Source organism: Aeromonas sp. 82P (assembly GCF_051919365.1).
Classification (GTDB): Bacteria; Pseudomonadota; Gammaproteobacteria; order Enterobacterales; family Aeromonadaceae; genus Aeromonas; species Aeromonas veronii.
In genome coordinates this window covers 286,818-309,306 of the sequence record NZ_JBQBEV010000001.1, presented here as the reverse complement: position 1 = coordinate 309,306, position 22,489 = coordinate 286,818, and the positions used below count along the sequence as shown (strand labels likewise).

General features: G+C 60.5%; 17 protein-coding genes and 2 pseudogenes. 8 read left to right on the top strand and 11 right to left on the bottom strand.

The genetic code is table 11. The features are described 5' to 3' along the window. Positions 1–61: 61 nt before the first annotated feature. The 4 genes and pseudogenes from dnaA (at position 62) to gyrB (ending at position 6,131) form a co-directional block, all read left to right on the top strand. The gene (gene dnaA, locus ACTG2S_RS01420; RefSeq protein ID WP_005339307.1) at positions 62–1,432 is read left to right on the top strand and encodes a chromosomal replication initiator protein DnaA; all 1,371 of its coding nucleotides are present in this window, start codon (positions 62–64) and stop codon (positions 1,430–1,432) included. Positions 1,433–1,514: 82 nt separating this feature from the next. Then, positions 1,515–2,618 (top strand): DNA polymerase III subunit beta, encoded by a 1,104-nt coding sequence (gene dnaN, locus ACTG2S_RS01415; RefSeq protein ID WP_005339306.1) that lies wholly within the window; start codon positions 1,515–1,517, stop codon positions 2,616–2,618. 2 nt (positions 2,619–2,620) lie between these two features. Continuing rightward, entirely contained in the window at positions 2,621–3,724 is a 1,104-nt protein-coding gene (recF, locus tag ACTG2S_RS01410; RefSeq protein WP_005339305.1) for a DNA replication/repair protein RecF, read from the top strand. Beyond that, positions 3,721–6,131, top strand: a pseudogene (gene gyrB, locus ACTG2S_RS01405) (DNA topoisomerase (ATP-hydrolyzing) subunit B). The gene recF and the pseudogene gyrB overlap by 4 nt, the downstream one beginning before the upstream one ends. Before the next feature lie 105 nt (positions 6,132–6,236). Here gyrB and ACTG2S_RS01400 read toward each other — a convergent pair. From ACTG2S_RS01400 to ACTG2S_RS01385, 4 genes and pseudogenes are all read right to left on the bottom strand, one after another. After that, entirely contained in the window at positions 6,237–6,614 is a 378-nt protein-coding gene (locus ACTG2S_RS01400; RefSeq protein ID WP_201906544.1) for a VOC family protein, read from the bottom strand. Positions 6,615–6,680: 66 nt separating this feature from the next. Then, on the bottom strand, positions 6,681–7,385 hold the full coding sequence (locus tag ACTG2S_RS01395) for a helix-turn-helix transcriptional regulator (protein ID WP_274161028.1): 705 nt from the start codon (positions 7,383–7,385) through the stop codon (positions 6,681–6,683). A 65-nt stretch (positions 7,386–7,450) separates the two neighbouring features. Beyond that, a pseudogene (locus tag ACTG2S_RS01390) lies at positions 7,451–8,410 on the bottom strand (helix-turn-helix domain-containing protein). Positions 8,411–8,501: 91 nt separating this feature from the next. Further along, positions 8,502–9,272, bottom strand: coding sequence for an MBL fold metallo-hydrolase (locus tag ACTG2S_RS01385; protein WP_274161026.1), 771 nt, complete (start codon positions 9,270–9,272; stop codon positions 8,502–8,504). Between the two features lie 280 nt (positions 9,273–9,552). Between ACTG2S_RS01385 and ACTG2S_RS01380 the strand changes: the two genes are divergently transcribed. Together ACTG2S_RS01380 and ACTG2S_RS01375 are read left to right on the top strand one after the other, a co-directional pair. After that, positions 9,553–9,966 (top strand): Hsp20 family protein, encoded by a 414-nt coding sequence (locus tag ACTG2S_RS01380; protein ID WP_005339298.1) that lies wholly within the window; start codon positions 9,553–9,555, stop codon positions 9,964–9,966. Between the two features lie 92 nt (positions 9,967–10,058). After that, positions 10,059–10,499: an Hsp20 family protein gene (locus ACTG2S_RS01375; RefSeq protein WP_274161025.1), complete on the top strand. Its 441-nt coding sequence runs from the start codon at positions 10,059–10,061 to the stop codon at positions 10,497–10,499. A 72-nt stretch (positions 10,500–10,571) separates the two neighbouring features. On the opposite strand, the gene ACTG2S_RS01370 is transcribed toward ACTG2S_RS01375, so the two are convergent. Further along, a complete protein-coding gene (locus ACTG2S_RS01370; RefSeq protein WP_274161024.1) occupies positions 10,572–11,822 on the bottom strand; it encodes a valine--pyruvate transaminase in 1,251 nt (416 codons plus the stop codon). A 293-nt stretch (positions 11,823–12,115) separates the two neighbouring features. Between ACTG2S_RS01370 and ACTG2S_RS01365 the strand changes: the two genes are divergently transcribed. Then, positions 12,116–12,349 carry a hypothetical protein gene (locus tag ACTG2S_RS01365; RefSeq protein WP_069555107.1) on the top strand — a complete coding sequence of 78 codons (234 nt, stop codon included), beginning with the start codon at positions 12,116–12,118 and terminating at the stop codon, positions 12,347–12,349. Here the strand turns inward: ACTG2S_RS01365 and ACTG2S_RS01360 are convergent. Further along, the gene (locus tag ACTG2S_RS01360; RefSeq protein WP_274161023.1) at positions 12,279–13,103 is read right to left on the bottom strand and encodes an AraC family transcriptional regulator; all 825 of its coding nucleotides are present in this window, start codon (positions 13,101–13,103) and stop codon (positions 12,279–12,281) included. The genes ACTG2S_RS01365 and ACTG2S_RS01360 overlap by 71 nt on opposite strands. A gap of 121 nt (positions 13,104–13,224) precedes the next feature. On the opposite strand from ACTG2S_RS01360, the gene ACTG2S_RS01355 reads away from it, so the two are divergent. Continuing rightward, complete coding sequence (locus ACTG2S_RS01355) at positions 13,225–14,310, top strand: multidrug effflux MFS transporter (RefSeq protein ID WP_439981892.1); 1,086 nt, start codon at positions 13,225–13,227, stop codon at positions 14,308–14,310. Between the two features lie 4 nt (positions 14,311–14,314). On the opposite strand, the gene ACTG2S_RS01350 is transcribed toward ACTG2S_RS01355, so the two are convergent. The 5 genes from ACTG2S_RS01350 to kdpA form a co-directional block, all read right to left on the bottom strand. Continuing rightward, positions 14,315–14,998 (bottom strand): response regulator, encoded by a 684-nt coding sequence (locus ACTG2S_RS01350; protein WP_047439862.1) that lies wholly within the window; start codon positions 14,996–14,998, stop codon positions 14,315–14,317. Between the two features lie 58 nt (positions 14,999–15,056). After that, positions 15,057–17,645, bottom strand: a complete 2,589-nt coding sequence (locus ACTG2S_RS01345; protein WP_005355773.1) for a sensor histidine kinase — start codon at positions 17,643–17,645, stop codon at positions 15,057–15,059. Between the two features lie 126 nt (positions 17,646–17,771). Beyond that, complete coding sequence (locus ACTG2S_RS01340; protein ID WP_257687317.1) at positions 17,772–18,299, bottom strand: potassium-transporting ATPase subunit C; 528 nt, start codon at positions 18,297–18,299, stop codon at positions 17,772–17,774. Positions 18,300–18,358: 59 nt separating this feature from the next. Beyond that, positions 18,359–20,416 (bottom strand): potassium-transporting ATPase subunit KdpB, encoded by a 2,058-nt coding sequence (gene kdpB, locus ACTG2S_RS01335; protein WP_047439857.1) that lies wholly within the window; start codon positions 20,414–20,416, stop codon positions 18,359–18,361. A 67-nt stretch (positions 20,417–20,483) separates the two neighbouring features. Continuing rightward, the gene (gene kdpA / locus ACTG2S_RS01330; RefSeq protein WP_257700674.1) at positions 20,484–22,178 is read right to left on the bottom strand and encodes a potassium-transporting ATPase subunit KdpA; all 1,695 of its coding nucleotides are present in this window, start codon (positions 22,176–22,178) and stop codon (positions 20,484–20,486) included. Between the last annotated feature and the right edge of the window lie 311 nt (positions 22,179–22,489).

The window sequence follows — 22,489 nt, the reverse complement described above, 5'->3', positions numbered from 1 at the left end:
ATCCGGCGGCTAAAAACGTAGAATAGCCGGTCTTTAGTTAATCAATCGACAGGAGTTTAGAGTGACTGCTTCGCTATGGCAGCAGTGCCTTAACCGGCTGCAAGATGAGTTGCCCTCGGCAGAATTCAGCATGTGGATCCGGCCGCTTCAAGCGGAGTTGAGTGACAATACTCTGACCCTGTATGCACCGAATCGCTTTGTTCTGGACTGGGTACGAGACAAGTATCTCATCCGGGTTAACGGCATCATCAACGAACTCTGCGGGGTCGACGGCCCCGCCCTGCGTTTTGATATAGGCAATCGTCCCCATCCTGTTGCTGTCGCCAGAGCGCCGGTACAGGGTGCCGCGCCTGTGAATAACTTGCAGAAGAGCTGGGAAAGCAAGGCTGAAGCCAAGCCCGAGCCGAACCACAAGAGCAATACCAACGTGAACTATACCTTCGAGAATTTCGTCGAGGGTAAGTCCAACCAGTTGGCGCGTGCGGCTGCCCGTCAGGTAGCGGACAATCCGGGTGGTGCTTACAACCCGCTGTTCCTCTATGGCGGCACCGGCCTGGGTAAAACCCACCTGCTGCACGCCGTTGGCAATGCCATCAAGGAGAGTAAAAAAGATGCCAAAGTCATCTATATGCACTCCGAGCGGTTTGTTCAGGACATGGTGAAAGCGCTGCAAAACAACGCCATTGAAGAGTTCAAGCGTTACTACCGCAGCGTCGATGCCCTGCTCATCGATGACATCCAGTTCTTCGCCAACAAGGAGCGCTCTCAGGAGGAGTTCTTCCATACCTTCAATGCCTTGCTGGAAGGTAACCAGCAGATCATCTTGACCTCGGATCGCTATCCGAAGGAGATCAACGGTGTCGAGGATCGCCTCAAGTCCCGCTTCGGCTGGGGCCTGACCGTGGCGATCGAACCGCCGGAGCTGGAGACCCGCGTCGCGATCCTGATGCGCAAGGCAGACGAGAACCAGATCCATCTGCCGGACGAAGTGGCCTTCTTCATTGCCAAACGTCTGCGATCCAACGTCCGTGAATTGGAAGGTGCCCTCAACCGGGTGATCGCCAACGCCAACTTCACCGGCCGTGCCATCAACATCGATTTCGTGCGCGAAGCGCTGCGCGACCTGTTGGCACTGCAGGAGAAGCTGGTCACCATCGACAATATCCAGAAGACGGTGGCGGAGTACTACAAGATCAAGCTGGCGGATCTGCTCTCCAAGCGTCGTTCCCGCTCCGTTGCCCGTCCGCGCCAGCTGGCGATGGCACTGGCCAAGGAGCTGACCAACCACAGTTTGCCGGAGATAGGTGATGCCTTTGGTGGCCGTGACCACACTACCGTTCTTCATGCCTGCCGCAAGATCGAGCAGCTGAAGGAGGAGAGTCACGACATCAAGGAGGACTATTCCAACCTGATCCGTACCCTTTCTTCCTGATAACGGAATCGAGTGGACAGATGCAGCGCAATATTCCAACCTGATCCGAATCTTTTCCTCCTAATCACAACGGAGAGCACAGATGCAGCTCGAAATTAGCCGTGAGGCCCTGTTACGTCCTCTGCAACTGGTGTCCGGCGCCCTCGGCGGCCGACCGACCCTGCCGATCCTCGGCAACGTGCTGCTTGATGTCAGCAACGGTCTGCTGTCACTGACCGGTACCGATCTCGAAGTAGAGATGATCGGTCAGGTCTATCTGAACGGGGCCAGCGAAGATGGCCGCACCACAGTACCGGCGCGCAAGCTGCTGGATATCTGCCGTGGTCTGCCGGAAGGCGCCGAGATCCGTCTCAATACCGAAGGCGAGCGCCTGATCATCCGCTCCGGTCGCTCCCGCTTCAACCTCTCGACCCTGCCGGCGACCGAGTATCCGAACATCGAGGATTGGGAATCCGTGCTCGAGTTCGATATCAGCCAGCTGGAGCTGAAGAAGCTGATCGATGCGACTCAGTTCTCCATGGCCAGCCAGGACGTGCGTTACTACCTGAACGGCATGCTGTTCGAGAGTGAAGGTCACGGTCTGCGTACCGTAGCGACCGACGGTCACCGTCTGGCCACCTGCCGCCGCGAGGTAGTAGGGGAATCGCTGCCCGATCATCAGGTTATCCTGCCGCGCAAAGGGGTACTGGAGCTGGTGCGTCTGCTGGAAGCAGAAGACAAGCCGGTACGTCTGCAGATCGGTCGCAGCAACCTGCGGGCTGCGCTGGACGGCTTCATCTTCACCTCCAAGCTGGTGGATGGCCGCTTCCCGGACTGGCGCCGCGTCATTCCGCGCAACAGCGACAAGGCCCTGATCGCCGGCCGTGAGGATCTGCGTCAGGCGTTTGCCCGCGCCGCCATCCTCTCCAACGAGAAATTCCGTGGGGTGCGTCTCAATCTACAGGAAAACCTGCTGCGCATCACCGCCAACAACCCGGAACAGGAAGAAGCCGAAGAGCTGCTTGACGTACAATATGCCGCTGGCGAGATGGAGATCGGCTTTAACGTCTCTTATGTGCTCGACGTGCTGAATACGTTAAAATGTGACCAAATTCGGATTAGCCTGAGCGATTCCATCAGCAGTGCCATTATTGAGGATTTTGAACATCAGGATGCTCAGTACGTGGTGATGCCGATGCGGATCTAGTCGTGTCCCTGGTCAAACTCCAGCTCAGCGACTTTCGCAATATCCAGCAAGCCAGTCTCAAGCTGTCGCCCGGCCTCAACATTCTGGTCGGGTGCAATGGCAGCGGCAAGACCAGCGTCCTGGAAGCCATTCACTACCTTGGTCTGGGGCGCTCCTTTCGCACTCATTTGACCGGGCGGGTTATCCGCCAGGGGGAGAGGGCATTTACCCTGTTTGCCCAGTGCGAGCTGGAGGGGCGTCAGGTACCGATCGGTCTTGCCAAAGACAAGAGTGGTGAGACCCAGCTCAAGATTGCCGGGGCACAGGCCCAGCGGCTGGCCGATTTGGCGGAGCTGTTGCCGGTGCAGTTGATCCATCCCGATGGTTTCAACCTGCTGACGGGCGGGCCTCAGGCTCGCCGCGCCTGGCTCGATTGGGGCGTTTTCCATCAGGAGCCGACCTTCTTTGCCCTGTGGGGGCGAGTGCGGCGGCTTCTGAAACAGCGCAATGCGCTGCTGCGCCAGAGCACCCAGTACCGCCAGCTGGCGTTCTGGGATCAGGAGTTGGTGCGGCTGGGTGGTGAGCTGGCCGAGTTTCGCGCCAGTTATTGTCAGGCCATTACGCCCCTGATCAAGGAGATGACGGCGGATTTTCTGCCGGAATTCGATATCAGTCTCGGCTTTTACCGGGGCTGGGAGAAAGATACTCCCCTCGGCGATCTGCTGGAGGCGGGGTTTGAGCGGGATCGGGCGCTGGGCTATACCGGTGTCGGTCCACAGAAAGCCGATGTGCGCCTCAAGGCGAACGGGGTACCCGCTCAGGATATTTTGTCCCGGGGTCAGCTGAAGTTGCTGGTCTGCGCCATGCGACTGGCCCAAGGGCTCTATTTGAATCAACATAGCAGCCGTGGCTGTATTTTTTTAATTGACGATTTTGCCTCTGAACTGGATGTCGACAAGCGCCGCTTGCTGGCCGCAAGGCTGAAGCAGTGTGCGTCCCAGGTGTTTATCACCGCCATCGACACCGGTCAGCTCGCAGACATGATGGATGCGAATGACTGCAAGTTGTTCCACGTGGAACAAGGTAAAATCTCCGAAACGTTAGAGAAGGCAGAGAGTAAGCTATGAGTGAAAATACTTACGACTCCTCGAATATCAAGGTGCTGAAGGGCCTGGATGCGGTCCGCAAGCGCCCGGGGATGTATATCGGCGATACGGATGATGGCTCGGGTCTGCACCACATGGTGTTCGAGGTCGTCGATAACTCCATTGACGAGGCGCTCGCTGGCTACTGCTCCGATATTCTGGTCAAGATCCATTCCGACGGTTCTGTCTCTGTGCGTGACAATGGCCGGGGTATCCCGGTAGACATGCACGAGGAGGAGGGCCGCTCCGCCGCAGAGGTCATCATGACCGTGCTGCACGCTGGCGGTAAGTTTGATGACAACTCCTACAAGGTATCCGGCGGCCTGCATGGCGTGGGTGTCTCCGTCGTTAACGCCCTCTCTGACAAGCTGTTGCTGACTATTCGTCGTAACGGTCACGTCTACGAGCAGACCTATCATCTGGGTGAGCCGCAAGCGCCGCTCAAGCAGATTGGCGACAGCACCGGCACCGGTACCGAAGTTCGCTTCTGGCCGAGCCCTGCCATTTTCAGCGATACCCTGTTCCACTACGAGATCCTGGCCAAGCGCCTGCGCGAGCTCTCCTTCCTCAACTCCGGTGTCTCCATCCGTCTGCAAGACGAGCGTGATGGCCGCGAGGCGCATTTCTGCTACGAGGGTGGCATCAAGGCGTTCGTTGAATACCTGAACCAGAACAAGACCCCGATCCACCCGAAGGTGTTCCATTTCACCACCGAGCAGGATGGTATCGGCGTTGAAGTGGCGATGCAGTGGAACGACGCCTATCAGGAAGGGGTCTACTGCTTCACCAACAACATCCCGCAGCGGGATGGTGGTACTCACCTCGTTGGCTTCCGTACCGCGCTGACCCGTACTCTGAACTCCTATATGGACAAAGAGGACTACAGCAAGAAGGCCAAGTCTGCTGCCAGTGGCGACGACGTGCGTGAAGGTCTGATTGCCGTTATCTCTGTCAAGGTGCCGGATCCCAAGTTCTCATCCCAGACCAAAGACAAGCTGGTCTCTTCCGAAGTGAAGACCGCCGTTGAACAGGCGATGGGTGAGAAGCTGGCCGACTTCCTGCTGGAAAACCCGGGCGATGCCAAGATCGTGGTCAACAAGATCATCGATGCGGCCCGTGCCCGTGAAGCGGCCCGCAAAGCCCGCGAACTGACCCGCCGCAAAGGCGCGCTGGATATCGCCGGTCTGCCCGGCAAGCTGGCTGACTGTCAGGAAAAAGACCGGCTCTCTCCGAACTCTACATAGTGGAAGGGGACTCTGCTGGCGGTTCTGCCAAGCAGGGCCGCAACCGGAAGAACCAGGCCATCCTGCCGCTCAAGGGTAAAATCCTGAACGTGGAGAAGGCCCGTTTCGACAAGATGATCTCCTCGCAAGAGGTGGGCACCCTGATCACCGCACTGGGTTGCGGTATCGGTCGCGACGAGTACAACCCGGACAAGCTGCGTTATCACAACATCATCATCATGACCGATGCGGACGTCGATGGTGCGCACATCCGAACTTTGCTGCTGACCTTCTTCTATCGTCAGATGCCGGAAATTATCGAACGTGGCTACGTCTACATTGCCCAGCCGCCGCTCTACAAAGTGAAGAAGGGCAAGCAGGAGCAGTATCTGAAAGACGAAGACGCGCTGCTGCAGTACCAGACCGCCATGGCGCTGGATGGTGCTACCCTGCACGTCAACGAGTCTGCTCCGGCCATCGGTGGCGAGGCACTGGAGCGCCTGGTCAACCAGCACCGCTCGGTGACTCACCTGATCACCCGCATGTCTCGTCGTGCGCCGGAAGCCGTGCTGACCCAGCTGATCTATCAGCCGGAGTTGAACGAAGTGCTGCTGAACAGCGAGAGCGATCTGCTGGCCTGGTGTCAGGGTATGGAAGCCGTGCTCAACGAGAGCAACCACGGTATCCAGTACCAGATCCAGGTTCGTCGTGACGAAGAGCGCAGCCTGTACGTGCCGCACGCCGTGGTTCGTCAGCACGGTGTCGATCGCGAATATCCGCTCAGCTACGACTTCCTGCAGTCCGGTGAGTACCGTCAACTGGTCTCGCTGGGCAAGGAGATCGCCAACCTGATCGAGGAAGGTGGTTTCATCAAGCGTGGCGAGAAGGTGAAGCCGGTTGCCAACTTCGTGGAAGCCGTCGAGTGGCTTATGGGCGAAGGCAAGCGCGGCATCTACATCCAGCGTTATAAAGGGCTGGGTGAGATGAACCCGGACCAGCTGTGGGAAACCACCATGGATCCGGAAGCCCGCCGCATGCTACGCGTCACCATCGACGACGCCGTCGGTGCTGACCAGCTCTTCTCCACCCTGATGGGTGATGCCGTTGAGCCCCGTCGTGACTTTATCGAGACCAACGCCCTGCGCGTAGCCAACCTCGACGTCTAATCGACGCTGTCAGACAGCAAAAAGCCGCTCCTTGTGAGCGGCTTTTTGTTTTTCTGGCCACGTTCCACGTGAAACATGAAACCGCTTGGTGTTGATGGTTCTAACTCAGCCCAGTTCTGGTGCTAGGCAGTAGAGTCGCAGACGATGGCCATCCGGATCGAGGGCCATGCAGGTGTAGCCAAACTCCATATTGGTCGGCGCCTGGATCAGGGTGAGCCCGCGTGCCAGCCATTCGGCAGACAGGCGATCGACGGCATCATCATCGGGGAGGGCGAAGGCCAGCTCCATCGCTCCGGCCGTTTGGGTCACGGCAGGTTCAACAGTGGCGCTGGACCAGAGCGCCAGTCTGGCGCCTGACTCGAATACGAACATGGCAAAGGTAGGTGACTCCTCCACCGGTTCACGCCCGAACAACTCGCGGTAGAAGAGCGCGCTGCGGGTCGGATTGGTAACGTAGAGGATGGCGAACTGGGGGACTAACATGGTGATGCTCCTTGCTGATGAGATGGCGCATCGGCGCCGACCCCGTCAGCATGGCGCTACCTGCTGTCAGTTTCTGTCAGCAATGAATTTCGGCTGCGGGATCTGCTGGGTGGCGCGCCACTCCTTCAGCAGACTCTCTCTGCTTTTTGGATAGCGGCAATCTTGCGGCTGCATCCGGGTAATGCGATCGACCCGAAAGTGGCGAAAGCCCTGACGCAGTTCGCACCAGGCTACCAGTACCCGCACCTGTTCGAAGTAGCCGAGGGCAAAGGGCCAGACGGTGCGCTCAGAGGCCTCATCCTTGAGATCGCGATAGCCCAGGATCACCTTGCGTTGCTGGCGGATGGCACTGCGCAGGGGGGCTTCATCGGTGAGGCTGTCGCTGCGGGAGGTGCCGATCAGCAGGGCATTGCTCTGGAGCTGCAGGCGATAGTCGGCGGGCAGCACGGCTTCTATTTTGGCCAGCGCACTGCTGGCCGATGCACTCAAGGATCCGTCACCATGGGCGACTACCCAGCGTGACCCCAGCACCAGCGCATCCAGCTCCTCTTCACTGAACATCAATGGCGGCAGCATGAAGCCGGGACGCAGCACATAGCCGATCCCCGGTTCGCCCTCGATATGGGCACCTTGCGCCTGCAGGGTGGCGATATCCCGATAGAGGGTGCGCAGGCTGATGCCAAGCTGGCTGGCCAGTTCCGCGCCTGTGATGGCGTAGCGGTGGCCGCGTAGCAGCTGGAGCAGGGCCAATAGGCGTTCGGAACGGGACATGGAATGACTCCTCGGGATCTCTGGTTAGCCTGCCATAGCGAGGTGAGCAGGTACAGCGGGCATCATCAGGAGTTCTGGCCACGAAAAGATCGTCGCCACTCGCTGGGGGAGATGGCAAAGCGGGCACGGAAGTGATTGCGCAGGGAGGTGGCACTCTTGAAGCCAACCAGCTCGGCGATGCGATCGATGGAATGGCCGCTTACCTCCAGCAGCTCCTGACTGCGTCTGAGCCGTTCCGCCAGCAGCTATTCCCCCACCGAGAGGCCGGTTGCCTGATAAAAACGGCGGGTAAAGGTGCGCCGACTCATCAGGGTGTGGGCTGCCAGAGAGTCCAGGGTGTGAGGCTCGGCCAGATGGGCACGCAGGTGGTCGAGCAACTGGTTCATCCGGACATCGCGGGTGGAGGTGGGCACCGGCTGCTCGATAAACTGGGCCTGACCCCCTTCCCGGTGGGGCGGGATCACCAGCCGCCGCGCCACCTTGTTGGCGATGGCCGAGCCGTGGTACTGGCGCACCAGATAGAGGCAGCAGTCCAGCCCGGCAGCGGTGCCTGCCGAGGTGACCAGCCCATCGTCATCCACATAGAGGGCGTTGGTATCTAGCTGCACGCAGGGAAAGCGGCGGCAGAAATCCTGTTCGTACTCCCAGTGGGTCGATGCCTTGCGACCATTAAGTAGTCCGGCGTAGGCGAGCACATAGGTGCCAAGACAGAGCCCGACCAGTCGGGCGCCTCTGGCTCTGGCGGCTATCAGGGCATCGAGCAACGCAGCGGGTGGCCGTGCTGCCGGGTCGTGCCAGAAGGGGATGACGATGATCTCCGCCTCGGCCAGCATCTCCAGCCCATGGGGCGCCTGAATGGTGAAGCCTTGCGCCGAGTGTGAGTGGTGGTTGCCATCACCGCAGCAGATCATGAGCTCGAACAGCGGCTGGCCCGGCAGGATGTCGCCGAAGATGAGGCAGGGGACGGCGCAGTGAAAAGGGCTGAAGTGATCGAAGGTCACCACGGCAACGATCGGGGTGGGCATTATGTTGGCTCCTCTCTGTGCGCAGACCACTCATCATAAGCGTCTGACAGTGAAAGCCGAAGGGCCATGTCTGGCATAGCCCCCCTGCGGATCACAGCGATATCGCCTCGCCATCTTGCGGCACCCGTACCCGATCCGTCATGCCCCGGTCCATCAGATAGTCGCGCAGCTCCTGGCGTGACAGCACGGCGTGGTTGACCGCCTCCATATGGCTGGCGATCAGCGTGGCTTGCGGTGCGGCCTGATAAACGGCGGCGACATCCTCCTTGCCCATGATGATGGAACCGAGTCCGGGCACCTGTGCATCGCCGCAGTTGAGGATGATGACCTCAGGCTGATGCTGTTGCAGGGCTTGTTCGACCGTGGGATGCCAGATGGTATCACCGGCCAGATAGAGGCACTGCTCATCGGGGTGGGAGAAGACCACGCCGCATACCTCTCCCATGCGCTCGCCCAGTACCGCCATCAACTGGTCGCTGCCGTGTTGGCCACCGGTCTGCTGCAGGCGAATGCCGGCAAACTCGGGCTGGTCGCTCAGCAGCCGCACATCCTCAAAGCCACTGGCACGAATGGCATCGGCATCCTTCTGATGTTGCACCAAGAGCGGCAGATGCTTGGGGATCAGGGCTCTGGCGGCGTCATCCCAGTGGTCGGGGTGGTCGTGAGTGACGATCACGGCGTCCACATCGACCAGCTCATCGAGCGGTAGCGGCAGCTCGACCAGCGGATTGCGCAGATGGCTGTTGGCGGTGCCCTCAAAGCCGGGGAAGGCTCCCTTGGCCGAGAGCATGGGGTCGATCAGAAAGCGGGTGCCGGCATAGTCGAGCAGCAAGGTGGCGTTGCGAACCTGGGTAATCTTCATGGGATGGCTCCATGTTGGCTGGTGGATATGCAACCAATTATGGGGGGCGGAGCGAGTTGCCATCAGTGGCCCATGGGTCGATTATCATCACTATCGGGCCAACTGGTTGATGTTCTATAGGTCGGCGCGGCCATTTAAAAAATTTGAAAAAATCCCCTTGAAAGGAAAAAGTGAGCCCCTATATAGGTAACAAGGCCGGAACGCTCGACAGAGGTTTCGACCTGGCGCCCGTCCATAAGGAGGGCAAATAATCCGTTATCGCTCATAAGAGGGTAATACTATGCGTTCTATCGACTTTTCTCCGCTCTATCGTTCTGCCATCGGTTTCGATCGTCTGGCCAATCTCATCGAATCTGCGGCCAGCAATGGCAATGCTGGTTATCCCCCCTACAACATCGAGCAGCTGGGTGACAACGACTACCGCATCAGCATGGCGGTGGCGGGCTTTACTCAGGAAGAGCTGGAGCTGAGCTTTCAGGAAAATCTGCTGACTGTGAAGGGCAACAAGCAGGCCGACACCGGGCGCAACTATCTCTATCAGGGGATTGCCGAACGTGGTTTCGAGCGTCGCTTCCAGTTGGCCGACTATGTGCGGGTGAAAGGGGCCGACCTGAAAAACGGCTTGCTGCACATCGAGCTGGTGCGTGAAGTGCCCGAGGCGATGAAGCCGCGCAAGATTGAGATCAACGGCTGATAGCCTGAATTCACTGAAATTTTAAAATTTCCCGGGTGCCAATGACGGGCCTGTGGAGAGTTGAACCTGTTGCTTATTAGAAGGATAGGATTATGCGTAACCTCGATTTTTCTCATCTCTATTCCAACGCCGTCGGCTTCGAGCGGATGGCCCGTGAGCTGGAAGGTCTGTTCGAGCAGAAGACCGCTGCTTACCCTCCGTACAACATTGAAAAGCGCGATCAGGATGGCTATCGCATCACGGTCGCCGTGGCTGGCTTCGAGCGCGAAGAGCTGGAGCTGGAAACCGAAAACGGCACCCTCAAGGTGAAGGGGCGCAAAGGGGCTGCGGCCGGTGAGCGTCAGTTCCTCCATCAGGGGATTGCCGAGCGCGACTTCGAGCTTGCCTTCAAGCTGAGCCAGCACGTGGAAGTGCAGGGCGCCAAGCTGGAGCATGGTCTGCTGACCATCGAGCTGGCGCGCGAGCTGCCGGATGCGCTCAAGCCCCGTGCCATCCCCATCGGCAAACCCGAGCAGCTGGCGCTGCCCGGCTAAGTAAACCGGATCGCGATAAACGACAAAGGCCTGCATCTGCAGGCCTTTCTGTTTTTGGCTGGCCGGACTGACTTAGCCGGCGTAGAGGGCGTTTATCTCGTCGGCCAGAATGGCGATGCCGCGACGCACCAGCTCTTCGCTCTGGGAGTAGTTGAGGCGGATACACTCCTGACTGTGGCGCCACTCGGGGTCATCAATGCCGGGGAAGAAGTAGTGACCCGGCACGATCAGCAGGTTCTTCGCCTTCAGTCGCTCGTACAGCTCCTGACAGTGGATCGGTAAGCCTTCAAACCAGAGCCAGAGGAAGAGGGCACCTTCCGGTTTGTGAATATGGAAGCGCGGGTCAGGGATCGCTTCGCGCAGCAGCTGCACCGCCAGCTCCGCCTTCTGCTGATAGAAGGGCTTCACCACCTGTTCGCTGAGGGCGATGATCTCGCCGCTCTCGATCATCGGAATGGTGATGGCGGGGCCCAGACTGCCCGGCGCCAGATTGATGATGCCGCTCAGGTTGGTGATGGCCTGAATGATCTTCTCGTCGGCGATGACGATGCCGCAGCGGGTGCCCGGCAAGCCGAGCTTGGAGAGGCTCATGCAGAGGATGGTGTTGGCGTTCCAGAACGGCTTGGCTTCGCTGAAGATGATGCCCGGGAAGGGAACGCCGTAGGCGTTGTCGATCAGCAGCGGGATTCCCTTGTCGCGGGCGATCTGGTCGAGGTGTTCGATCTCTTCGTCGGTCAGCACGTTGCCGGTCGGGTTGGTCGGGCGGGAGACGCAGATCACCCCGATATCGTCACCTACCTGCAGGCTCTCGAAATCCACGTGGTATTTGAACTGGCCATCGGGCAGCTTCTCGATGGTGGGCTTGTAGGCCACGAAGTAGTCGTCGGCCAGCGTTGAGTCGGCATAGCCGATGTATTCGGGAGCGAGCGGGAACAGCACCTTCTTCTTGCGGCCATCGGCAAATTCGCCAGCCAGCAGGTTGAACAGGTAGAAGAAGGCATTCTGACTGCCGTTGGTCAGGGCGATATTGCGGGCCGAGATATCCCAGCCCAGCTCCTTGCTGAGCAGGGCTGCCAGCGCTTTGGTGAACCTGTCTTTGCCCTGTGGGCCGTCGTAGTTGGCCATCGCTTTGACCAGCTCGCCGTTGTCGAGCAGGCTCTTGGCCTCGGCTTGAAAGCGTTCCAGCATGGCGGGGATGGGGGCCGGATTGCCCCCACCCAGCATGATGGCGTCCGGATTGGTCAGCCCCTGATTGAGGTCATCCATGAGTTGGGTAATACCGGCGTGGCGAGTGAACTTCTCGCCGAACAAGGAAAATTCCATTCAGTGACAGATCCAGATTTGAGTTACGGGGATGTAGCACCATAGCTCAGTTTAAAAGCGGGTGTCGATCAAAAAGATGGGACGTTCCACGTGGAACATGGTGCAAAAATCAAGCGTGGTTAAAAGCACCAACTGTTGGTTTAAAAATGACCGAGCGGGATGCGTTTTGCGACTCAATTTGGTATCGAGATATAGTTAATTTAAACAAAATCATCATGTTATGAATTGCGTGAGGATTGGCACAACTATTGGAATAGCTATCTGGTCATCTCAACCATACCGGAGCAAACCAGATGAAAAGCCTGATCGCTACCCTGATTGTGAGTGTCCTGAGCCTGAACGTGATGGCCAACGAAAACCCGCGGCCCGAGCTGGAGAGTGCCCAGCTGGAGCAAGATGTGCAGAGCGAGTTGCAACAGGCATCCCACGCCGTGATGCAGGATGCGCTGCACAATCTCAAGCCGCTGGCGCTGGATACCCTGGTGGTGGAGGCGAGCCAGGCTGTGGCGACTCACCCCGAGAGTTGAGGTAGCGCAGGGGGGTCTGTCCCGTATGTTGTTTGAAGAAGCTGATGAAGGCGCTGTCGCTGGAGAACTCCAGCGCAGCGGCAATCCGGCTGATGGGCTCGCTTTCTGCCAGCAGCTCCATGGCGCGCAACAGCCGCCACTGCTGACGCCACGCCTGATAGCTCATGCCGGTCTCCCGCATGAAGATGCGGCCAATGGTCTTGTCACTGGCACCCACCCGCTCGGCCAGCCGGTTGAGCCGATCGGGCAGGGCATCCCCCCGTTTCAACTGCTGTAGCCAGTCGCCTAGTCTGGGATCGGTCGGCAGCGGCAACTGCCACGACTCCCGCGGCGCCAGCCTCAATTCTTCCATAAACAGTGCCACCGTCCGCTGTTGCTGCTCTTGCGGTTTGTCCCACGGCCAGAGCGCCATCCGCTCGATCAGTTCGTGCAGCAGTGGATTGACCGCCAGCACCTCCACCGTGCCGGGCAACTCGGGATGCGGCTGGAAGTAGAGTGAGCGGTAGGCCACCACACCGCGCATCAGTACCCGGTGGGCAGTGCCCGCTGGCAGCCAGGCGGCGCGGGTGGGCGGCAGCAGGCAGACCCGACCTTCCAGCTCCATGGTCATGCAGCCGGATTGGGCGAACAGCAGCTGATGGCGTTGATGTTGATGCAGACCCGAGTCGTGCCAGCCGAGGGCGGAGGCGATGCCGATCACACTGCCCATCAGCTGGTCGGGGTCAAAAGGGTGATCGGGAAGAATAAAGGCCATATGTCCGATTTTTGATGTTTATAGTCCCGCTTATTGTAATCAGACAAATGGCATCTCTCTAGAATGGCAACCTCTTGTGAAGGAGGTCAAGTTGCCACCGCTCTGGCTAGTGGTGGGATTGATGATGTTTCCCCAAATTGTGGAGACCATCTACAGCCCGGTCCTGACCCACATCGCTACCCAGTTTCAGGTGAGCGAAGGGCAGGCATCCCAGACACTGTCGGTCTATTTTCTGGCGTTTGCGGTGGGCGTGGTCTGCTGGGGGCGGCTATGCGATCTGATCGGGCGGCGTCCCGCCATGCTGGCGGGTCTGCTCACCTATGGTGTCGGCACCCTGCTGGCGCTGCTGGCCAATCAGTTTGAAACCCTGCTGCTCGCCCGGGTTATCGCGGCCTTTGGTGCAGCCGTGGGCTCCGTGGTGACCCAGACCATGCTGCGCGACAGCTATCAGGGCAGCGATCTGGCGCGGGTCTTCTCGGTGATGGGTATAGCGCTCTCACTCAGCCCAGTGTTGGGGTTGCTCAGTGGTGGGCAGCTGGCGAGCGGGTTAGGCTATCTCGGGGTGTTCAGCGGTCTGCTGGTACTGGCGGTAGGCTTGCTGCTGGTGACCTGCTGGCAACTGCCGGAAACCCGTCCGGCCACCACCCGGCAAGTCGCACTCTGGCCGCTGGCGCGCCGGATGATGAAGGATGGCGGACTCTGGCGCAGTGCCATGCTGGTCGCCCTGTTTAACACTATGCTGTTTGGCTACTACAGTCTGGCCCCATTCCTGTTTGCCGGATTGGGATTGAGCACTGGCGAGTTTGGCTATTCGGGGATCTTGCTGGCCTTGGCGACTCTGCTCGGCAGTCTGCTCAACAAGCATCTGCTGGGGAGGGGGTGGCTGCCGTCATCTCTGGTCAGGTTGGCTTGCGTTCTGGCGCTAGTTGCCGGGCTGCTGGTATGGGCGACTCAGGCCAGCCTCTGGTTCCTGTTGCCCATGATGGGTGTGGTGGTGGCCTTCGGGCTGGCTATCCCCAATGTGCTGAGTCAGGCGCTGTTGGCCTATCGCGAAGTGGCAGGCAGTGCTGGCGCCCTGTTCGGGCTTGGTTATTACCTGATGCTCAGTCTGGGGTTGGCAGTAGCGGCCGGATTGCAGGATCTCGGCCTGTTGCTGAGTGGCTGCGGTCTATTGGCGCTGATTTGCAGTGGGCGTCGTTCCACGTGAAACATCAGTTGCCGATAAAGCGGTAGCCGATACCTGATTCGGTCTCGATAAGCGTCGGTTGCTGGGGGTTATCCCCCAGCTTTTTGCGCAGGCTGGCGATGACGATGCGCAGGTAGTGGGTGTCCTCCTTGTGGCTCGGCCCCCAGATGTCATTGAGCAGCTGGGTCTGCATCACCAGCTTGCCTGGGTGGCACACCAGCGCCTGCAACAGGGCGAACTCCTTGCGGGAGAGGGGGATCTCCTCCTCCTTCATGGTCACCTTGTGGCTGCTGACATCAAGCGTCAGGCCGCATTGGGGGAAGTGGCGCCGCTCGCCGCTGCTGACGCCAGCCCGTTGGCGCAAGAGCACACGGATGCGGGCCATCATCTCGCCAATGCCGAACGGCTTGCTCATGTAGTCGTTGGCACCGGCATCCAGCAGGCGCACCTTCTCCTGCTCCGAATCGCGGGCCGACAGCACCAGCACAGGATTGGGGTGGTGTTCGCGAATGGCCTGCAACACCTGAATGCCATCGCCATCCGGCAGACCGAGATCGAGGATCACCAGATCGGGGTTGAGGTGGCGATACTGCTCCAGCCCTTCATTGACCCCCACCGCCTCACTCACCTGATGCCCCTCGGCAATCAGGCTGATCCGCAGAAAGCGACGGATCGCCGCTTCATCATCTATGACCAGAATGTGCGCCATCGAACCTCCAGAGGCGAATGGTGGGAGGGGCTGAGTGACCTGAGCTGGCGGTCAGCCATCAGACCTCCGGTGAATTGAGAGCGAGCGGCAGGGAGATACGCATGCAGGTGCCGTTGCCATTGGGGCCGGAGAAGGCCCAAATCTTGCCGCCGTGGGCCTCTATCATAGCGCGGGAAATGGCGAGGCCAAGTCCGGTGCCACGGCTGCCGCAATCGCCAACTGGCTGGGTGTAGAAGAGGTTGAAGATCTTCTCCCGATCCGACTCGGCGATACCGACCCCGATATCGATGATGTCGATGATGAGGTCGGGCTCGGCCACCATCACCTTGAACTCGATGGGGGTGCCTGCCGGCGAGTAGCGGGAGGCGTTGTCGAGGATGTTGACCAGCACCTGCTCGATCAGGGCGCCATGGACATAGAGCTGGGGCACATGCTGATCGAAATGGACCAGCAGCTTGTGCTGGCGCCAGGAGGAGTCGAGCCGCTTGCGGGCGCTCTCCACCAGATCTGCCAGATCGACCCAGTCCCGTTTCAGCTGGAAGTCGGGGGAGCCGATGCGGGTCATATCCAGCAGATTCTGCACATAGCTGTGTAGGCGGCGAGCCTCCTCCTGCACCGAGTGGAGCAGTTCGTCACGGTCTTCGGCGGGGATCCGGTCACCATATTCCAGCAGAGTGCTGCCTGCCCCCATGATGGTCGCCAATGGCGTCTTCAAATCGTGGGAGACCGAGGAGAGCAGAGCGGCACGCATCCGGTCGGTCTCCGCCTGTAGCTGGCTGTCGGCCAGCCGCTCGTTGAGGTCGATCCGCGCCAGCGCGGCGCGAATGTCGGTGAGCAGCGCCTGCAGCTGGTGTTCGGCAGAGGAGGAGAGCGGATTGGCCAGCGTTATGCCGATCACCAGATCATCGCTGAGGTGGTGATACTGGGCCTCGGCGGCATTGAGAGTTGCGGTGTGGGCTCCGGCGCTCTGCTTCTGGGCCAGACACCAGTCGATGGCCGCCTTGTCGGTCTGGCCGGGCCTGTGCTTCTCGTTGCCGAGCCGATCGTTGAACTCCTTGTCGATCACCACGGTCGGCTGGCCCAGTGCCAGCGAGATCGCTTGTGCCCCTTGTCTGAGCACCTCCTCCGGGCTGCTGGCAGTGGCCAGCCCCTGACTGAGGGAGAGCAGGGCATTGCCCAGCTGCTGGGTCTCGCGCAGACCGATCAGCTGTTGCCGCTGGCGGGAGGCGAGCCGTCCCGCCGTCATGCCGACGATAAGCAGCACAAACAGGGTGAGCAGGTCGCTGTGGTTGGCGACGCTCAGGGAGAAGTAGGGGGCGGTGAACAGCAGATTGTGGGCGATAAAGCCCAGCACTGCTGCCAGTGTGGCGGGCACCAGACTGGTGGTGAGGGCAGTCGCCAGCACCCCCAGTACAAAGATGAGCGGCAACGCCGCGGGCGGCAGCCAGTAGGAGAGCCCCCAGGCGGCGGCCGAGGTGATCCCCATGATGGTCACCGCCAGCAGGCTGTGGTGAATATCCTTCGGGGTCGGGACGCGCATCCCCACTTCGGGCTTCTGCTTCTCGGTATCGACCAGCGTGATTTCGAGCCCCTGAGCCTGCTTGAGCAGGTGTTGCACCAGCGAGCGACGCCACGGCGCCTTGTGGGGTTTGCCGAGCAGCAGTTGGGAGACCTGCTGCTGTTCAGCGGTCTCCAGCAGGGTGTTGGCGACCGCCGGGCTGGATAGCGTCAGCACCTTGGCACCGAGGTGGGAGGCGAGCGCCAGCGCCTGCTCCACATCGGCCGAGCGGCGACCATTGCTGTCGACATGCACCACCAGCCACGGGAGCTGACGGCGCTGGGCAAAGCGGTGGCCGTAGCGCACCAGCGCCGAGCCGTGCAGGTCACCGAGGCACACCATCAGCTTGCCCCGCAGCGGCAAGGTGCTCTTGCCTGCTGCTTGCCACTGCAGTTGCAGATCGCCCTCCACATGGCTGGCGGCGGTCTGCATCGCCAGCTCCCGCAATGCGGTGAGGTTGTTGAGGGAGAAGAAGGATTGCAGCGCCGCCTTGGCCTGATGGGGCACATAGACCTTGCCCTCCTTGAGGCGGCCGAGCAGCTCCTTGGGGGGCAGGTCGATCAGCACCAGACTGTCGGCTTCCAGCAGCACCTGATCTGGCAGGGTCTCTTTCACCCTGACCCCGGTCAGCTGCCACACCAGATCGTTGAGACTCTCCAGATGCTGCACGTTGAGGGTGGTGTAGACGTCAATCCCGGCGTTGAGCAGCTCCTCCACATCCTGCCAGCGCTTCTCGTGGCGGCTGCCGGGGGCGTTGCTGTGTGCCAGCTCGTCCACCACGGCGATGGCCGGTTTGCGGGCGAGCAGGCCGTCGAGATCCATCTCTTCCAGTCGCTGCTGGCGGTGCATGTGGATTTTGCGCGGCATGATGGCGAGCTTGTCGAGCAGAGCCAGCGTCTCCTGCCGGCCGTGGGTCTCCACCACGCCGATCAGGATGTCTACCCCCTCTTTGGCCTGTTCCCGCACCGCCTGCAACATGGCGTAGGTCTTGCCCACGCCGGGAGCGGCCCCGAGAAACACCTTCAGCTTGCCCTTGTGCTCCTGTTCCAGGCTCGCCAGCAGGGCGTCGGCCCTTACCTCATCACGCATCCCCATGCTCCTGCATCAGACTCGTCAGCAGGGCGTCAGCGCTTGCTACATCAGCCATTGTTATCCCTATCGAGCCAACCGCCCGTTTCGAAAATCGAGGTCATCACCAAACCGGAATGGGCGCCATCAGGCGCCCTTTTTATGATCCAGTTGCAGATTCAGCTGGAGAATGTTGACCACCTGCGGGCCAAGGATACCAGCTTGTGTGGCCGACTTGACCTGCTCCGTCAGTTGGGCGGGATCCAGTCCACGTTCTTTGGCGACGCGGTCAACCTGAGCCAGCACCGCATCCAGCGGCAGGTGGGGATCGAGGCCGGAAGCGGAGCGGGTCAGCATGGCGGGGGAGCGGGTTCCCGGCTGTGCCTTGGCGGCCTGTTCGGCGAACTCTGCCCGCAGCGGTGAACTCATGCCCAGATTGCTGGCACTACCGCCAATGGTGTTGAAATCACAGGCGGAGGGGCGGGGGTGGAAGTAGTCAGCCCGCTCGAATTTCTGTGCCAGCAGGACGCTACCGATCAGTTGCTGCTTGCTGTCGGTCAGCTGGCTGCCGTTGGCTTGCCAGGGGAAGAACAGCTGGGCCAGTCCGGTGACGGCCAGCGGATAACCTACGCCCAGCAGCAGGGTCAGGGTCAGCAGGGTTCTGATTGCGATCATGATGGATATGCTCCGAATTCGTTGTGTGGATGCGGGCTGACCGCATCCCGGTTATGTCGTTACACCAGACCCAGGCCGGTAATGACCAGATCGATCAGCTTGATACCGATAAACGGCACCAGCAGGCCGCCGACACCGTAGATCAGCAGGTTGCGGCGCAGCAGACTGGCGGCCGAGCCTTTCAGGTCGACACCACGCAGTGCCAGCGGCACCAGCGCTACGATGATCAGGGCGTTGAAGATGATGGCCGACAGGATGGCGCTCTGCGGGCTGCCCAGCTGCATCAGGTTCAGTGCCCCCAGTTGCGGGTAGGCGGCGATGAACAGGGCTGGCAGGATGGCAAAGTACTTGGCCACGTCGTTGGCGATGGAGAAGGTGGTCAGGGCACCACGGGTCACCAGCAGCTGTTTGCCGACCAGCACCACATCCAGCAGCTTGGTGGGGTTGGAGTCGAGATCCACCAAGTTGCCCGCCTCCTTGGCTGCCTGGGTACCCTCGTTCATGGCCAGACCCACATCAGCCTGTGCCAGTGCCGGTGCATCGTTGGCACCGTCGCCGCACATGGCAACCAGACGACCATCGGCCTGCTCCTGACGGATATAGGCGAGCTTCTTCTCCGGTGTCGCTTCGGCGATGAAGTCATCCACCCCGGCTTCGGCGGCGATGGCGGCGGCGGTTTTCGGGTTGTCGCCGGTGATCATCACGGTGCGGATCCCCATGTGGCGCAGGATCTGGAAGCGAGCCTTGATACCGGGCTTGATGATGTCCTTGAGGTAGACCACCCCCAGCAGTTTCTCCTGCGTGCAGACCAGCAGCGGAGTCCCACCCTGGCGGGCGATGCTGTCGACTGACTTGAGCACCAGCTCAGGTACCGCCTTGCGGTCGAGGCTGAGGTAGTTCAGCACGGCATCTACCGCCCCCTTGCGATATTGATGACCGTTGCGATCCAGTCCGCTCAGCCGGGTTTCGGCGCTGAAGGGGATCACCTTGTCGCTCTCCAGCTGGCTCGGCTTGGCCATGCTCTTGCTGGCCAGAGTCAGGATGGATTTGCCCTCCGGGGTGTTGTCACCCAGCGAGGCCAGCATGGCGGCTTGTGCCAGCAGGGCGGGGTCGACTCCGGGGGCCGGGATCAGCTCATCCGCCATCCGGTTGCCGAAGGTGATGGTGCCGGTCTTGTCCAGCAGCAGGGTGCGCACGTCACCGGCCGCTTCGACGGCACGGCCAGACTTGGCGATGACGTTCAGCTTCACCAATCGATCCATACCGGCAATGCCGATGGCGGAGAGCAGGCCGCCGATGGTGGTCGGGATCAGGGTGATAAAGAGCGCGATCAGGTAGAGACGCGGGACCTGGGTGCCGTTGTAGTCGAGGAACCAGGGCAGGGTGGCGACCACCAGTAGGAAGATGAGGGTCAGCCCGACCAGCAGGGCATCCAGCGCCATCTCGTTGGGGGTCTTCTGGCGCTTGGCCCCTTCCACCAGTGCAATCATGCGATCCAGCGTGCTCTCGCCCGGATTGTTGCTGACGCGCACCCAGATCTCGTCGGAGACGACCGTCGTGTTGCCGGTCACGCCGCTGCGGTCGGTGCCCGACTCGCGGATGACGGGGGCGGATTCGCCGGTGATGGCGGCTTCGTTGACCGAGGCGATACCGGCGACCACTTCGCCGTCGGCCGGGATCATCTCGCCGCTGCGTACCAGCACCAGGTCCCCCTTCATCAGGCTGGTGGCGGGTACCCACTCGCCCTGACCATCTTTGGCATTCGCCACCCGACGGGCCTTGAGCTGGCTCATGCCCGCCTTCAGGCTGTCGGCGCGAGCCTTGCCGCGCCCCTCGGCCAGGGTTTCCGCGAAGTTGGCAAACCAGAGGGTGAGCCAGAGCCAGGCGGTCAGCTGCCAGGCCAGCGAGGGGGCGACGCCGGAGAAAGGCTGCCCCAGCAGGGACTCCACGGTCGCCATGACTGCGGCCAGCCAGAGGGTGAACAGGATGGGGCTGCCAAACAGCGCCTTGGGATTGAAGCGATAAAGGGCCTCAACCATTGCCTGGATGATCTGTGATTTCTGTTTTTTGCCCTTCACCAACATGGTGTCGGTGCTCATTGCAGTGGACTTGCTCATTGGAAAGCTCCCAGCATCAGATAGTTGGCGATTGGCATCCGGATGGTGATCGACAGGGTCAGGTTCATCAGAGTGCCCCTCCGATCAGACTCAGATGTTCGGCCACAGGGCCCAGTGCCAGCACCGGCAGGAAGGAGAGGCCACCTATCAGCAGGACGGTGATGATCAGCAGGGTAACGAACAGCGGGCCGCTGATGGGGAAGTCCCCTTCGCTCGTCTCCTGACGGGGCGCACGGGCCAGCTGACCGGCGATGGCCAGTACCGGAATGATGTAGCCGAAGCGACCGAGCAGCATGGCCAGACCGATGGCGATGCACTGCCAGTTGTCACCGGCGGCAAAACCGGCGAAGGCGGAGCCGTTGTTGCCGGCAGCCGAGGCGTAGGCATAGATGAGGCGTGACAGACCGTGCGGGCCATCATGGCCGATGATGGTGCTGGCATCCGGCATCAGCAGGGTGACGCCGCCGATCACCAAAACCCCCACCGGCATGACCAGCATGCTGGCAACCACCCACTTCATCTCGGTGATACCGAGCCGTTTGCCCAGATAGGTCGGGGTGCGACCCACCATCAGACCGCACAGGAACACGGTCAGCAGTACGAATAGCATCATGCCGTAGATACCGGAGCCGACCCCGCCGAAGATGACCTCACCCAGCAGCATGTTGATCATGCCCACCATGCCGCCGAGCGGAGTAAAGCTGTCGTGCATGGCGTTGACGGCACCGTTGGAGGCGGCAGTGGTCGCTACTTCCCAGATGCTGGAGAGCACAGGGCCGAAGCGGCTCTCCTTGCCTTCCCAGTTGCCAGTCATATTGCTGGCGTCAGTGGTGAGCTGGGCGAGGGCGTGATCCGGTTTCAGCTCCTGGGAGAGGGAGACGAAGAGCCCCAGCACCAGCATGAGGGTCATTGCGCCGAGAATGGCGCGACTGTGGGCCATGTTCTTCACATAGCGGCCCAGAGTAAAGACCATGGCTGCGGCGATGGTGAGCAGGGCGACCATCTCCAGCCAGTTGGAGAGGGCGGTCGGGTTCTCGAACGGATGTGCCGAGTTGATGCCGAAGAAGCCGCCGCCGTTGGAGCCCAGTTGCTTGATGGCGATCTGCGAGGCCGCCGGGCCGAGAGGCAGCAGCTGCTCCTGACCTTCCACACCGTGGAACGACAGATAGGCGGAGAGGCTTTGCGGAACACCTTGCCATACCAGCACCAGCGCCATGATCAGCGCGATGGGTAGCAGCACATAGAGGCAGAAACGCACCAGATCCTGCCAGAAGTTGCCAAGGTTGATGGTCTGCTGACGGGCTATACCGCGGAACAGGGCAATGGCGACGGCTGCGCCCGTCCCTGCGGAGACGAAGTTCTGGGTGGTCAGCCCCACCATCTGGCTGAAGTAGGAGAGGCTGGCCTCACCGGAATAGGCTTGCCAGTTGGTGTTGGTCATAAAGCTGACCGCGGTGTTGAATGCCAGTTGCCAACTCAGACCCGGCAGTTGCTGCGGGTTGAGGGGCAGCAACCCCTGCGCCATCAGGATCAGGAACAGCAGACCGAAACCGGCGCCGTTGAAGGCCAGCAAGCTGAGGGCGTAGGACTTCCAGTCCTGCTCCCGTCCATCGGTGCCACAGCAAGCCAGTGTGGCGCGCTCGACCGGTGCCAGCCAGCGGATTTTGCCTTCAAATACCCGATAGATGTAGTTGCCCAGCAGCGGTGCCGGTAGCAGAACCAGCAGCACGAAGGCCACCGGATAGATTATTTCTTGCCACATGTTCTAGTTCCTCACTCGTGACTGCGCGTGAGTGCGCGCATCAGATAGGCCATCAAGGCGAGGACGAGCAGCAGATATAGCCAATTCATATCGACTCCATTGAGATAATTAGCTGCGAGAGCCGATGTAAGACCATATCGACTCTGTTGGTGTCATTGACGCTGGAAAGGGTATGTAAAACAGGCGTAAAGGCGCCATAAAGCGCCATGTGGCAGGCGTAAAATCGGCGTAAAGAACGACGGATTTGCGAGAGAAATGGCGAGGAGTGATCAAAAAACCCGGCCTGAGCCGGGTTTGGGTGAAGGGGTTAC

Excerpts from the sequence above, each read along its gene's own strand:
- ACTG2S_RS01375 (WP_274161025.1), top strand. The coding sequence starts at position 10,059 with ATGCGTAACCTCGATTTTTCTCATCTCTATTCCAACGCCGTCGGCTTC.
- ACTG2S_RS01385 (WP_274161026.1), bottom strand. The coding sequence starts at position 9,272 with ATGAAGATTACCCAGGTTCGCAACGCCACCTTGCTGCTCGACTATGCC.
- ACTG2S_RS01355 (WP_439981892.1), top strand. The coding sequence starts at position 13,225 with ATGATGTTTCCCCAAATTGTGGAGACCATCTACAGCCCGGTCCTGACC.
- ACTG2S_RS01400 (WP_201906544.1), bottom strand. The coding sequence starts at position 6,614 with ATGTTAGTCCCCCAGTTCGCCATCCTCTACGTTACCAATCCGACCCGC.
- kdpA (WP_257700674.1), bottom strand. The coding sequence starts at position 22,178 with ATGTGGCAAGAAATAATCTATCCGGTGGCCTTCGTGCTGCTGGTTCTG.
- ACTG2S_RS01370 (WP_274161024.1), bottom strand. The coding sequence starts at position 11,822 with ATGGAATTTTCCTTGTTCGGCGAGAAGTTCACTCGCCACGCCGGTATT.
- ACTG2S_RS01380 (WP_005339298.1), top strand. The coding sequence starts at position 9,553 with ATGCGTTCTATCGACTTTTCTCCGCTCTATCGTTCTGCCATCGGTTTC.
- ACTG2S_RS01350 (WP_047439862.1), bottom strand. The coding sequence starts at position 14,998 with ATGGCGCACATTCTGGTCATAGATGATGAAGCGGCGATCCGTCGCTTT.
- ACTG2S_RS01340 (WP_257687317.1), bottom strand. The coding sequence starts at position 18,299 with ATGATCGCAATCAGAACCCTGCTGACCCTGACCCTGCTGCTGGGCGTA.
- dnaN (WP_005339306.1), top strand. The coding sequence starts at position 1,515 with ATGCAGCTCGAAATTAGCCGTGAGGCCCTGTTACGTCCTCTGCAACTG.
- ACTG2S_RS01365 (WP_069555107.1), top strand. The coding sequence starts at position 12,116 with ATGAAAAGCCTGATCGCTACCCTGATTGTGAGTGTCCTGAGCCTGAAC.
- kdpB (WP_047439857.1), bottom strand. The coding sequence starts at position 20,416 with ATGAGCAAGTCCACTGCAATGAGCACCGACACCATGTTGGTGAAGGGC.
- ACTG2S_RS01395 (WP_274161028.1), bottom strand. The coding sequence starts at position 7,385 with ATGTCCCGTTCCGAACGCCTATTGGCCCTGCTCCAGCTGCTACGCGGC.
- ACTG2S_RS01360 (WP_274161023.1), bottom strand. The coding sequence starts at position 13,103 with ATGGCCTTTATTCTTCCCGATCACCCTTTTGACCCCGACCAGCTGATG.
- ACTG2S_RS01345 (WP_005355773.1), bottom strand. The coding sequence starts at position 17,645 with ATGCGTGATGAGGTAAGGGCCGACGCCCTGCTGGCGAGCCTGGAACAG.